The sequence below is a fragment of the Pseudomonas meliae genome, assembly GCF_001400515.1.
Taxonomy (GTDB): Bacteria; Pseudomonadota; Gammaproteobacteria; order Pseudomonadales; family Pseudomonadaceae; genus Aquipseudomonas; species Aquipseudomonas amygdali.
The window spans coordinates 1-12,588 of the sequence record NZ_LJQT01000106.1; the positions used below are offsets into that span (position 1 = coordinate 1).

Here is a 12,588-nt window from a genome sequence, read left to right on the forward strand (position 1 = left end):
AACCCGGGGCGGTTCAACCTCCGATAATTACGCTAACATTCGTCGCTTTTGACCAGACGGTCGCACGCGCTGTGGGATATCGATGAGAAAAACTGCCTTATTCATAGTGGCGCTGGCACTGCAACCGCTGGCTTACGGCGCAGGTGATGCAGAAGCCGGAAAAGCAGTCTTTACCCGCCTCTGCTCCGGCTGTCACAAGATCGGCCCTTCTGCACGCAATGCATTTGGTCCGCCCCTCAACGGCATTATTGGCCGTCAGGCAGGGCAACAGGAAGGCTACGTCTATACCGACGCAATGAAAAACTCGGGGCTGGTCTGGACGCGTGAAGAGTTGCGCACGTATATCAAGGACCCAGGCGAAGTCGTGCCTGGCACGCGGATGAAACTGTGGTGGATGGGCAACGATGAGCGAATGGAAGACCTGCTCGATTACCTGGACGCAAACAAATAATACGGACAGGTAGATAAACCGCCCTCGGTGTTTACCGAGGGCAGCCGCTCAGTTACTTGTCCGGGGTGTACGGCGGGTAATCATCCTTGCTGCCCTTGTCAGTGGCTGGAGTCTTGGCGGGCTCGGTCGGATCGATTTGCGGGTCCTGGGTTTTCGGTGACTCTTCGTCAAAACCCGGATCGTTCTTGTCTTCGTTGCTGCTGCCTGGCTTGGTGCCGGTCATATGCGCCTCCACTGGTTAAATTCAGAACCTGATAGTCAGAAAGCGGATCAACATAGCCGTGCGATATGTCTGACGAACGGGGCCTTGCAGCAAGAGGATATGGCGGCGTTCAGAGGCAAATGGTAGCCTTGCGCCATGCAAGGAGAGAACCATGAAAAGGCTTTCAATTACGCTGGCGGTGGCAGCGTTACTGGGTGCAGGCACGGCGTACGGCGAGATCTTCAAATGCACATCAGCGCAGGGACAGGTGAGCTATGCGTCAATCCCCTGTGACAACGCTGCACAGAGCGCGCTGCAGCGCCAGGGCCCGCCGAACATGCGGCGCGAGGGTGAGCCTCTCGATTATGTTCACCAGACCAATCTCAAGGCCACTGAATACCTGAAGATCAGTGGCCGCACCCACGTGACGGTCTACGAGACGGAACGCTACAAGGCGTATCAACGAAACCGCCCGCCACCGCCGAACATCCCTTCGCAGTGCCAGAGCCCGCGTTACGACAGCCAGTGCTTTGATCCGTCGGGTGGCATGTCTTCAAAAAAACAAGCGGCTCTCCAGGACGCCGCTCGATAAGCTATGACGCGGTTTTCACATCGGCACGCACTTCGCTGATCTGTATCTCCGGGATCAGGTCGGTGTAGTTGGTGATGTCGGCATTGATCTGCTTTGAATGCGGTCCCATGCCGGCTTCAAAGTCCTCTATGGAATCGCAATAGATGTGGCACATGCCGATATACCGAGGCTCCGAGCCCGGCGTTGCTCCGCCTATGCCTCTGTCGACGCTGTAGCCCTTGCAGTAACTGCCCATCAGCTCTTGCACCAGCGGCAAGTGTTTGTCGCGATAGTAATCGTGGTCGAAACGGGCACCCTCTTCATACGCATACAGCACACTGACTTTGATCATCTCGATAGGCTCCTGAGTGAAGGATCAATACATTCGTCTGAACACTCTAGCGATTATTGCGGCCGGGTGCTGACATCAATGACGTGCTCCCTCACAATCACGCCGTCTTGCCCCCTGCCCTGAAAAGCAGCCAGGCTATCGAAACGTTTTGAGGAACCCCGCATGAATACGCTTGAGTGGAACGAGGCCGCGCTGGCGAAATACCTCGCGACCCATCCGACCCTGAAGGACGAAATCAGCGCGTTGAGCCCGAAAGAGCAAAAGCAGCAATTACAGTGGGCTTTTGAAGACGAGGCCGAGAGCCAGGGCATCGAGTCCTGGGAACTGGCGCTGGAACTGATTGCCGAGTCGCCCGAACAGTTGCAGAGCATGCGCCTTGAAGCACACCGCCAGGTAGCCGAAGCGCTGGGAATGGACTGGGAAGAATATTGCGGCTTCAACGATATCCAGCCATGACCCGAGCCGCCGTTGAGGGTAAATCGGCCATTGATTGGCGATCTACCGAGTGACTCATCAGTCAGCGCTTTACCTGTTCCTTATGGGTGAGTAACGTCTGCTCACTTCAATAAAGGAATCACGTCATGAGTGATCTGGTCTCGTACCATCTGGACGACGGTGTCGCCACGCTGACCCTGAACAACGGCAAGGTCAATGCCATTTCCCCGGACGTAATCATCGCGTTCAATGCTGCGCTGGATCAGGCCGAACAGGACCGGGCAATCGTGATCGTCACTGGACAGCCCGGCATTCTCTCGGGCGGCTACGACCTCAAGGTGATGACCTCGAGCGCCGAAGCGGCGATCAATCTGGTTGCTCAGGGCTCCACCCTGGCGCGCAGAATGCTGTCGCACCCCTTCCCGATCATCGTCGCCTGCCCCGGCCACGCCGTTGCCAAGGGTGCCTTTTTGCTGCTGTCCGCCGATTATCGTATCGGTGTCGCAGGGCCGTTCAGTATCGGATTGAACGAAGTACAGATCGGCATGCCCATGCACCACGCCGGCATCGAACTGGCGCGTGACCGGTTGCGTAAATCAGCCTTCAATCGCTCGGTGATCAACGCCGAAATGTTCGACCCTGAAGGAGCGATGGCCGCCGGCTTCCTGGACAAGGTGGTCAGCGTCGATGAACTGCAAGGCACCGCACTTGCGGTCGCCGCACAGTTGAAGAAGATCAACATGAGCGCGCACAAGAAGACCAAACTCAAGGTCAGAAAAGCCTTGCTCGATACACTGGATGCAGCTATCGAGCAGGATCGGCAACACATGCTGTGATACCTAATCGAAGCCCGCCCGCGCGGGCTTTTGTTTACCGGCGAACTCATACGCATTTGATCAATCTGATCAGCTACCGCGCATGTTTTTTGCGCCACTGACATATTGAAGAAGCGATAGCGCCATGGGTCGAGTTGTTGCAGCAGCGGTGTACAGCAAAGGCAAAAAAGTCCGCGATATAACCCTTGATGAGGGCGCCGCCTGGGCCGCCAAACCCGATCATTTCGTCTGGATCGGCCTGGAGCAGCCCAGTAATGAGGAACTGACCAGCCTGAAAGAACAGTTCAACCTGCATGAACTGGCCCTTGAAGATGCCATGGAGGTTCACAGCCGTCCAAAGCTGGAAACCTTTGGCGATGCGCTGTTTATCGTGACCTACGCGCCGGTACGCGAAAACGGCAAGCTGCTGTTCATCGAAACCCATATCTTCGCGGGCAAGGGCTATGTCATCACCTCGCGCAACGGCCATTCCAAGTCCTACGGGCTGGTGCGTCAGCGCTGCGAGGCCAGGCCACTGCTGCTGGAGCACGGCGAAGACTTCGTGCTCTACGCCCTCCTGGACTTCGCCACCGAGAACTATCAACCGGTGACCGAAGCCATCCATGCCGAACTTGAACTGTTGGAGCAAAGTGTCATCGGCGGCTCGTTGCGCGAATCCGACATCCAGCACATTCATGCACTGCGCCGTGACCTTTTGCGCATGCGCCGTTATGTAGCGCCGATGGTGGAAGTGGGTGAAGAACTGCAGAGACTCAGTTTTCCGTTCATCGACAAGAACATGCGCCCCTACTTTCGCGACGTGGAAATTCACGTCAAGCGGCAGATGGAAGACCTGGGCAACCTGTGTGACATCGCCAGCCAGACAATCGAAATCGGCCTGTTGCTGGAGTCCTCGAGGCAAAGCATCGTGCAGCGCAAGTTTGCTGGCTGGGCAGCGATTCTGGCCTTTCCAACCGCAATTGCCGGCATCTACGGCATGAACTTCGAGAACATGCCGGAGCTCAAGTGGGAATACGGCTACTTCATCGTGCTGGGCGTCATTCTGGGCGGGTGTACGGCGCTGTTTGCCAGCTTCAAGCGCTCTGGCTGGCTATAGCACCGCCACTGCATTCCCGTTCAGACAGCCATGCGCCGGATCAGACAGACTGTTTTTCCGGCTTGTGCGCCACAAAGCGCATCATCCATTCTGCCACCGTCGCCCCATGATGGTCGTGATCCAGGCTGGCAACACCCTGTTGGTAAACCTGTTCGCCCAGCGCTTCCTGACGAAGATCAAGCAAGGTCCGGGAAAACTCGTGAATGAACTCGGGATGGCCCTGGAAACACAGCACCTGATCATTGATATGGTAGGCCGCAAATGGACAGAACTCGCTGGATGCAAGCACCGTTGCGTTCTCGGGCAGCGCGGTCACCTGATCCTGATGGCTGATCAGCAACGTGAGCTTGTCCATTGCTGGCGTCATCCACGGTCTGGCGGGTGCCAATTGATAGTGATGAATACCGACACCCCAACCCTGCACGGCACGCTCGGTCCTGCCGCCCAGGAGCAAGGCCAGCAACTGGTGACCAAAGCAGATACCCAGCAGTTTTTCGCCGCGCTGATACAGCTCCAGCAGATAAACCTTCAAGGTCTGAATCCAGGGATCGGTGCCAAACGAGTCTGCCTTGCTGCCGGTCACCAGATAAGCATCGAACTGCTCGTCTGCAGGTGGATAGTCCCCTTGCACCACGTTGTAAACCGTCAGCTCTGCAGCGATTGGCTGGCGAGCGAAGAGCAATTCGAACATCCGCCCGTACCCCTGATATTGCTCGACCAGTTCCGGTCGCAGGTTGTCGGTTTCCAGAATACAGATGCGTAAAGACATAAAAGAGGCCCTGAAACAATGATGAGGCAATAGCGCACGGGCAGAGCCTGCCTTGAAGGCATCGGCAAATCAAGCAGCACCCCGCGCCTTGTCGGAGGTTTAATGCGCGTAGGAAAAGTCTGACCCGGACGAACGGTGCAAAGCTGACCGATGTGAATGAAGCGTCTAGCAAAGGCCTGAGCCTCTGGCGAACGGCTGATTGATAACGTTAAGTTGGATAAGTAGACGTTTAAATTCCCAACCGTTCTAAGGCGTGAGGCACCTCGGCTCTATTGTTAAATCTGTAACAGGAGGCGCGCAAAATCCTTTCAGCGCTCGGGCCAGCGGTCAAATGACCGGGTCCACCTGTTCAATGCGCACCCATGCCAGCGGTCGACTCTCCGCGTTGCGGAATAGACCTGCTTCTGTCGCTCAGGAATAACAACAAAAGGCGTTCAGCCATGTTCAAGTTCAAACACTCCAAAGTACGTCAGGCGGGATTAATCCTCTTTACCACTGCGCTGTTATTGATCGTGCCTAACCTGAACAGGTTGTTCGGCTGATCTGACACGCTTTCGGTCAGTGTGTAACTGTGCCACTCTTTCCACTCGACTGAAGGAGACGCGCCTATGCGCCAATGGATTGCTGTTTTTGCACTTGTCAGCAGCTTCGCAGCCCACGCGGGCATGGTAGATCAGGCTGCAGCGGTGGCTGCGCTCAAGGAAGGCAAACTGGCGATGGATGTACGCAGCCAGACCGACTATGACGCGGGCACGGTATTGAATGCGGTACGGGTCGATGACCGGCGGCTGGTCAATCAGATGAAACAGGTGCTCAACGACCGCAATGCGGTGTTCGTCATTTTCAGCAGCACTGACAGCAAAGCCGACAAGGCTCAGGAAAAACTCAGGGCAGCGGGCTATTTCAGCGTCATCAATGGCGGTAATTACGAAGAGCTGCACAACGCGCTCTACAGCACCACCGACGACCCTGCCGAATAAGCAATGGCCGGAGTTTGAATTCCGGCCATTTCAGTGATGCGCAGGTCAGTGCCTACGCGCTACTGATGCTGCGCCTGGACCTGCACACGGGTTTTCACTTTTGGCGTACCGGTCATGGGTGAAACCACGACCTTGGCGTGCATCTGTTCAGACCCGCCACCCCGGCGCATGCCGCGCACCAGACAAGCATCCAGATAGTCCAGCCCTACCGCCAGCTTCAAATGACGTTCGGGAATGGCCAGCTGGTTAGTGACATCGAAGCTGTACCAGGCGTCGTCTATCCAGGCTTCGGCCCAGGCGTGACAGGACAAATGTTCGCTGTCTTCGCTGCACAGATAACCGGACACATAACGTGCCGGCACCCCAAGACTGCGGGCGCAGGCCAGGAAGGCGTGGGTATGGTCCTGACAGACCCCCGAGCGTCCGGCGAAGGCTTGGGCGGCACTGGTGTCGACTTCGGTCGCACCCTGCGTGTAAGTCATGTGCTGGTTGAGCGCCTGCATCAGGTCGATCAATGCGCTACGGTCAGCGCGCTTGCGACATTCCCTGGCTGCGAAACTGCGAATCGCTTCGTCAGGCTCGGTCAGTCGCGTCACGCGCAAAAACGGTAATGCCGACTGGCTTTCGTGCTCGGCCTCGCGGGTTTCGTCGATTTCCACCTGCCCGCGCGCGCCGATGATGATCGCCTCGTGCGGCTCTTCCAGGCTCAGGACATGCAGGACATGCAGGATATTGCCGAAAGGATCAATCTGCGCGCGCACCGGGCGCGGCAACGTCAATTGCCAGCTAAGCACTTGCTGGCGCTCACTGTCGTGAGGCGTCAGGCGCAGATACTGGATACTCGAGCGCACCTGGTCATCGTAGTGATAGGTGGTCTCATGGCTTATCGAAAGTCTCATGCAGCCTCCAGGTACGAAGTGTGAATGGCATCACCCAGTTGGGCCAGCATTGGAATGAATTCGTTCAACCACTCATGCAGGCCCTCATCCAGAATCTCGTCGATACTGGTGTAGCGCAATCTTGCATCCATCTCGGCGGCCATGCGCTGCGCAGGTCGGCCATTGACGCCGGGCAGACTGGCCAGAATGACGTCCATTTCTTCCAGACAGGCGCGCAACGAGCGCGGAATGCCGGCACGCAGCAGCAACAGTTCGGCAACCTGACGCGCGCCTGGCGCATCCCGATAGACTTCAGTGTAAGCCTCGAACGAGGACAGTGCGCGCAACAAGGCGCTCCACTGGTAGTACCCGGCAGCCGAGTTGTCCGCCGCGGCGTTGGCCTGTGGCCCACGCAGTTCGAGCATCTCATAGCGGGCGTCGAGCATGCGCATGGTGTTGTCAGCGCGCTCGATGAACGTTCCCAGACGAATGAAACGGAACGCATCGTTACGCATGATTGTGCCGTAGGTCGCACCACGGAACAGGTGCGAACGCTCCTTGACCCACTCGCAAAAGCGACTCATGCCGTAACGGGTCAGACCCTGTTGAGCAATGCCGCGAATTTCCAGCCAGGTGGAGTTGATGTTCTCCCACATGTCGGCAGTGATACGCCCGCGCACGGCATGCGCACTGGCCCTTGCGGCGCCCAGGCAGCTGTAGATGCTGGCCGGGTTGGTCGCGTCCAGCGCGAAGAAATGCAGCATGCGCTCGGCATGCAGTTCACCATGACGCTCGATGTAGGTTTCCAGCGTTCCGGTAATCAGCAACGGCATGGCTATTTCATCCAGCCCGTCCCCCGCCCGTCCTGCGGCATCAGCGACAGCGAATAGCTCACGTCCAGCATTCGGGCGAGGTTCTCCGCTCGCTCCAGGTAACGCGACATCCAGAAAAGATCAGAGGCAGTTCTACTTAACATTGGCAGGCATCCTTAATCCTCGACCACCCAGGTGTCTTTGGTTCCGCCACCCTGTGACGAATTGACCACCAGTGAGCCTTCACGCAAGGCCACTCGGGTAAGCCCGCCAGGTACGACGCGGGTTTCGCGACCGGACAGAACAAAGGGGCGCAGATCGATATGTCGCGGGGCTATGCCATTCTCGACGAAGGTCGGACAGGTCGACAGGCACAAGGTGGGTTGGGCGATGTACGCATGCGGCTTGGCCTTGAGGCGTGCCCGGAAGGCTTCGATCTCGGCGGCGGTCGCTGCAGGGCCGACCAGCATGCCGTAGCCCCCGGAGCCCTGGGTTTCCTTGACGACCAGGTCGCCCAGGTTGGCCAGCACATGTGACAGCTCTTCCGGCTTGCGGCACTGCCAGGTCGGCACGTTCTTGAGAATTGGCTCTTCGTCCAGATAGAAACGAATCATGTCGGTGACGTAGGGGTAAACCGACTTGTCATCGGCAACGCCGGTACCAATGGCGTTGGCCAGAACCACATTGCCGGGGCGATACGCGGCCAGAAGTCCGGGAACGCCCAGCATGGAATCAGGGTTGAACGCCAGCGGATCAAGGAATGCATCGTCAAGCCGACGGTAGATTACATCGACAGTCTTGGGACCGTCGGTGGTACGCATGAACACGCGGTCGTCGCGGACAAACAGATCGGCACCTTCAACCAGCTCGACCCCCATCTCGCGAGCCAGAAACGCATGCTCGAAAAAGGCGCTGTTGAAACGCCCGGGCGTCAGTACCACGACACTCGGGTTGTTCAGATGGCTGGAACTCTTGAGCGTGTCGAGCAACAGATTCGGATAGTGATCGATCGGTGCAATGCGCTGGGCCGAGAACAGCTCGGGGAACAAACGCATCATCATCTTGCGGTCTTCGAGCATGTAGCTCACGCCGCTCGGGGTTCGCAGGTTGTCCTCCAGCACGTAATACGTGCCATCACCGTCGCGCACCAGATCGACGCCGGAAATGTGCGAATACAAATCGCGGTGCAGGTTCAGGCCCTGCATCGCCAACTGATATTGCTCGTTGGCCAGCACCTGTTCGGCAGGAATTATCCCGGCCTTGATAATCCGCTGGTCGTGATAAAGATCCGCCAGAAACATGTTCAGCGCCTTGACGCGCTGGATACAGCCACGCTCGACAACACGCCATTCGCTAGCGGGAATGCTGCGCGGGATGGTATCGAAGGGGATAAGCCGCTCGGTGCCCTGCTCATCACCATAGAGTGTGAACGTGATCCCGGCGCGGTGAAACAGCAGATCGGCTTCGCGCCTGCGTTGAGCCAAAAGCTCGGGAGGCGTATCGCCCAGCCAGCGGGCGAACTCCCGATAGTGCGGACGGACTACGCCGCCCGCATCGTACATCTCGTCATAAAAGGTGCGGATCATGCCGTACTCCTTGTCACCATGGACACCAAGACCATCGCAAAGCCCGTGCCACCGGCATAAACGCTTTGATTTCAAAAGGTTAGGTAAACACTCGACGTTCTACGCACCATTCCTGTGCACTAAACGCCCAAGCCGATTATTTCGCGCCTCATTCGGAAGCGTCATTCAACCGTGAAATCTATGATCAGCATAGTCAGAGTTGATTTCCGCCAACAACATTAGTTCGCCACACTCCACAGCAACCGAGCAAACAGGGCACCAAACGCCGTTTTTGCGCTAACCGTTATTTTGTCCAGCAGGCGAAGAACGCGTGCGGATTTTAAACAGACTTCCCTTTGCGCCACTCATTTGAGTGGCTTTTTTTTGACCACTGTTTATGAGCGCGAAGCAAAAACAGAACCGACCGATCCAGAACGTATCCCGAATCAGCCGGTAATGTGTTGCCTGACAATCAAAAGCCATCAAGCGTGCAGTCTTCTGATCTCCTGAGTGACACCCCAACCTTCAACCTCACCGTCCATGGGCGAAATCACCATCTGAAAGTCCTGCTCGAAATCACCGATACCGTCATAAGTGGCGTACATCACTTTGCTCAACTGCAAGTGCCAGTTACCGTCATCACGTACGTTTACCTGGGTATTGAGGGATTCACCGCGAAATTGCTCTGCGGCCTGCCGTGCCCGCTCCTCATCCGGGAAGATGGCGTAAAACTCGATGGGATAGATTCGCGCGAAATCAAAACCGCCTTCTTTCATGCGGCGCAGTACGTTACTGCTGATGTCCTCTTGATAGGCTGTGCTCATGAAACGTCCTCCTATGCAACGATAGATAGAGTTTCAACTCTTCCAGAGCGACCGCCGAATCATCGGGGGCCGCCGCACGACAGATAATCCGGCGTGGGGAATCAAGCATGTAGCTGACCAGACCAGGCTTGGCACAGGTCGGGTATCGAGATGTCAGAGGCCGTTTGAACAGCCTCATCTGCAGAGTAGACCCATCGTGGGCAGGATGCCAAGTGGTTGCCACGAAAAGCTTTTTGAATCACCGCAGATCAGGCAACTTCTGTAATGGAAATGATCCGCACACTGTTATGGTCTTTAAGCGTTTTAACCGTAGGCTCGTCGGTGCGCCCGTCAAGATCATTGAGATCCAGCTCATCGGTGACTGGATACAGGTCCTTGCGCAGGAAACGCGCGGCCTCCTCCTCACTGGGACGCTCGTCAAAACCAGCCTCACGGAGTTGCTGCACACCATCCTTGTCCAGATACGAAATGGCCCACTGTTTCATCAATGCCTCCAGAACGAAGCCAGGCACTCTGGCTTATGTGATAAGGACCTTTTGGCCCACGCATTCGTTCCAACGAATTACGCCGGACAGCCCGCGATGACGGGCAAAACAAAAGGCCCTCGCAATGGATGCCGAGGGCCTTTTGTGTACTGCTGATCCGACTTGCCGGTTACCCGGACAAGTCAGTCATGGTCAGTTACGGTTCTTGCTGGCCTCGACACCGGCCGTGTTGTCCAGAAGGCTCTTGGTGGCGGTCTGCAGGAAGCTTTCCAGCTTGCGCTTGAGTTCCTGCGTGTCAGGTGCATCAGGCACTTCTTCGGCAGAAGGCTTGGCACCGAGCGTGTAGGTCAACAGCTTGGCCGGCATTTCTGTCGGTTCGATCAGAATGCGGTTGCCGCTGATGATCGCGACCACCTGCTCACTGCCCGACGGCTTGATCACGCCAAAACCCTTGTCGCCTTCCGGCAGGTTCAGCAGATCGCGGCCCCAGCACTGGTTGCGGTTCAGACCACCCAGACGGCCCATGATGGTTGGCACGACGTCAACCTGCGTGCCGACAATGCTGCTGCGCTGGCCGAATTTCTCTTGTACACCAGGCCCGATCAGTAGCAATGGCACGTTGAAACGCCCCAGGTCCATTTCAGTCAACTGCTTGTCATTGCCGAAACCGTGGTCGCCCAGCACCACGAACAGGGTGTTCTTGTAGTAAGGCTCTTTTTTGGCCTTCTCGAAGAACTGGCCCAGCGCCCAGTCGGCATAACGCATGGCGGTCAAATGCTCATCCAGCGAGCCGTGTCCGGTCACACGCTCGACCGGCAGCGGGTCCGGCAACGCATACGGCGTGTGGTTGGACAGGGTCTGCAGCAGCGCATAGAACGGCTTGCCGTCCTGACGGGCTTTGAGTTCCTGGGCGCCACGGTCGAACATGTCCTGGTCGGAAACGCCCCAGGTCGGATCGGAGAACACCGGATTGACGAAGTCCTCGCGACCGACAAAGTTGGTCATGCCCTGGTTGCTGAAGAAACCCGACTGGTTGTCCCAGGCGAAGTTGCCGTTATAGACATAGACGTCATCGTAGTTGCGACCCGCGCTCAGCAATTGCGGAAGGCCCGACAGCTTATGGCTGCCCTCTGGCGTCTGCATCAGGTACTCAAAACCCGGCAGGTTCGGGAAGCACGCCATGGTGGCGAACATGCCCTGATGGGTGTGGGTGCCGTTGGAGAAGAAGTGGTCGAACAACAGCCCCTCTTTCGACAGCTTGTCGAAATACGGCGTGATGTTGGCATCGTTGCCCAGCGCCCCTACCGAGTGACCGGCGAAGCTTTCCATCAGGATCACGACCACGTTGCGGATCGGCAACGTGTTCTCTACTGGCGGTGTGAAGTCGCGACGCACAGCGGCAATATCAGGTTCTACCAGCTTGTCATGCGAGGTCAGCAGCATGTCGCGCACCGTCTGCTGCGCCTCGGCCTGTGGCAGCGTGGCTTTCCAGATGTTGTCGCGATCTTCGGACATACGGCTCTTGGCCGCCGTAATCAGGGTCAGTGTGCCGTTCAGGCCCAGCTGGTTGGCGAAGTTGGAGTCGGTGGTGTAAGCGTCACCCCAACGCAGCGGTGGGCCTTGGCGCAGGGTGCCACGGATGCACACCACCATAACCAGCAATACCAGCACGAAAACGCCAACACGCATGTACCACGGCGCAACTGTACTGACCGTCTGGGTGCCCTTCGTCGTTACGAGGCGTGGCCGCGTCAGGCGGTCGATGCCCTTGAATACCAGGCTCAACAGCCAGGTCACGATCGCCCAGGCGAGCAGGTAGCGAACCACCGGAAAGCCATACCAGAGCATGCTCAGGACAGTCTTGGGGTCTTCCTTGACGTATTGAAACACCAGACCGTTCAGGCGCTGGTGAAACTCACGGTAGAAGTCCATTTCCATCAAGCCGAAGAACAGCGTGATGCTGCCGACCAAGGTCAACCAGAACCGGAAAAACCCGCGTGCAGCCATGGCCCGGGCGCTGAACAGCGACAGCACCAGCGGAATGAGCAGATACATGGTCAGGCGCAGGTCGAAGCGCGTGCCGTTAAACAGTGCTTCGAGGAATGTCGAGGCTGGCGTGTCGCCAATCATCTCGCGGTTGTAGACCAGCAGACCGATACGCAACAGCGTGTACATCACCATCAAAGCGAAACCGCTGAGCAGGATGTAAGCCAGATGAGATTTGACAGTCGGGTTTAGCAGGCGGGCTTGCCGATGAATCTGGGCGTCCGTTTTAGCCATGGTTGTCAGGATCCGGTGGATTCAGGGGTAGGTTCAGGGTGCAGCACCGCCC

The 12,588-nt window shown here is 57.2% G+C and carries 14 protein-coding genes and 1 pseudogene; 6 read left to right on the forward strand and 9 right to left on the reverse strand.

The window, feature by feature from the left end; all coding sequences use genetic code 11:
- Positions 1–82: 82 nt before the first annotated feature.
- Positions 83–451: a c-type cytochrome gene (locus tag ALO64_RS04745; protein ID WP_044343815.1), complete on the forward strand. Its 369-nt coding sequence runs from the start codon at positions 83–85 to the stop codon at positions 449–451.
- A gap of 52 nt (positions 452–503) precedes the next feature.
- Here the strand turns inward: ALO64_RS04745 and ALO64_RS25650 are convergent, their stop codons facing one another.
- Positions 504–674: a DUF6021 family protein gene (locus ALO64_RS25650; protein ID WP_052508572.1), complete on the reverse strand. Its 171-nt coding sequence runs from the start codon at positions 672–674 to the stop codon at positions 504–506.
- 151 nt (positions 675–825) lie between these two features.
- Between ALO64_RS25650 and ALO64_RS04750 the strand changes: the two genes are divergently transcribed.
- Entirely contained in the window at positions 826–1,245 is a 420-nt protein-coding gene (locus ALO64_RS04750; RefSeq protein WP_044343814.1) for a DUF4124 domain-containing protein, read from the forward strand.
- A 1-nt stretch (position 1,246) separates the two neighbouring features.
- On the opposite strand, the gene ALO64_RS04755 is transcribed toward ALO64_RS04750, so the two are convergent.
- A complete protein-coding gene (locus ALO64_RS04755; protein ID WP_044343813.1) occupies positions 1,247–1,576 on the reverse strand; it encodes an EthD family reductase in 330 nt (109 codons plus the stop codon).
- A gap of 162 nt (positions 1,577–1,738) precedes the next feature.
- On the opposite strand from ALO64_RS04755, the gene ALO64_RS04760 reads away from it, so the two are divergent.
- From ALO64_RS04760 to ALO64_RS04770, 3 genes are all read left to right on the forward strand, one after another.
- Positions 1,739–2,032, forward strand: a complete 294-nt coding sequence (locus ALO64_RS04760; protein WP_002552865.1) for a DUF6388 family protein — start codon at positions 1,739–1,741, stop codon at positions 2,030–2,032.
- A gap of 125 nt (positions 2,033–2,157) precedes the next feature.
- The gene (locus tag ALO64_RS04765; RefSeq protein WP_044343812.1) at positions 2,158–2,847 is read left to right on the forward strand and encodes a crotonase/enoyl-CoA hydratase family protein; all 690 of its coding nucleotides are present in this window, start codon (positions 2,158–2,160) and stop codon (positions 2,845–2,847) included.
- Between the two features lie 124 nt (positions 2,848–2,971).
- Entirely contained in the window at positions 2,972–3,943 is a 972-nt protein-coding gene (locus ALO64_RS04770; RefSeq protein ID WP_044343811.1) for a magnesium and cobalt transport protein CorA, read from the forward strand.
- A gap of 40 nt (positions 3,944–3,983) precedes the next feature.
- Here the strand turns inward: ALO64_RS04770 and ALO64_RS04775 are convergent, their stop codons facing one another.
- Entirely contained in the window at positions 3,984–4,712 is a 729-nt protein-coding gene (locus tag ALO64_RS04775; protein ID WP_002552862.1) for an amidotransferase, read from the reverse strand.
- A gap of 608 nt (positions 4,713–5,320) precedes the next feature.
- On the opposite strand from ALO64_RS04775, the gene ALO64_RS04780 reads away from it, so the two are divergent.
- Positions 5,321–5,692 carry a rhodanese-like domain-containing protein gene (locus ALO64_RS04780; protein WP_002552861.1) on the forward strand — a complete coding sequence of 124 codons (372 nt, stop codon included), beginning with the start codon at positions 5,321–5,323 and terminating at the stop codon, positions 5,690–5,692.
- 59 nt (positions 5,693–5,751) lie between these two features.
- Here the strand turns inward: ALO64_RS04780 and ALO64_RS04785 are convergent, their stop codons facing one another.
- The 6 genes and pseudogenes from ALO64_RS04785 to ALO64_RS04810 form a co-directional block, all read right to left on the reverse strand.
- Entirely contained in the window at positions 5,752–6,591 is an 840-nt protein-coding gene (locus ALO64_RS04785) for a transglutaminase family protein (RefSeq protein ID WP_044343810.1), read from the reverse strand.
- Positions 6,588–7,546, reverse strand: a pseudogene (locus ALO64_RS04790) (alpha-E domain-containing protein). Before ALO64_RS04790 ends, ALO64_RS04785 begins: the two are co-directional and overlap by 4 nt.
- Positions 7,547–7,558: 12 nt before the next feature.
- Positions 7,559–8,968 (reverse strand): circularly permuted type 2 ATP-grasp protein, encoded by a 1,410-nt coding sequence (locus ALO64_RS04795; RefSeq protein ID WP_044343809.1) that lies wholly within the window; start codon positions 8,966–8,968, stop codon positions 7,559–7,561.
- A 461-nt stretch (positions 8,969–9,429) separates the two neighbouring features.
- Positions 9,430–9,771: a ribonuclease E inhibitor RraB gene (locus ALO64_RS04800; RefSeq protein ID WP_002552857.1), complete on the reverse strand. Its 342-nt coding sequence runs from the start codon at positions 9,769–9,771 to the stop codon at positions 9,430–9,432.
- Between the two features lie 248 nt (positions 9,772–10,019).
- Positions 10,020–10,256 (reverse strand): hypothetical protein, encoded by a 237-nt coding sequence (locus ALO64_RS04805; RefSeq protein WP_002552856.1) that lies wholly within the window; start codon positions 10,254–10,256, stop codon positions 10,020–10,022.
- A gap of 192 nt (positions 10,257–10,448) precedes the next feature.
- Positions 10,449–12,536 (reverse strand): LTA synthase family protein, encoded by a 2,088-nt coding sequence (locus tag ALO64_RS04810; protein ID WP_002552855.1) that lies wholly within the window; start codon positions 12,534–12,536, stop codon positions 10,449–10,451.
- Positions 12,537–12,588: the final 52 nt, after the last annotated feature.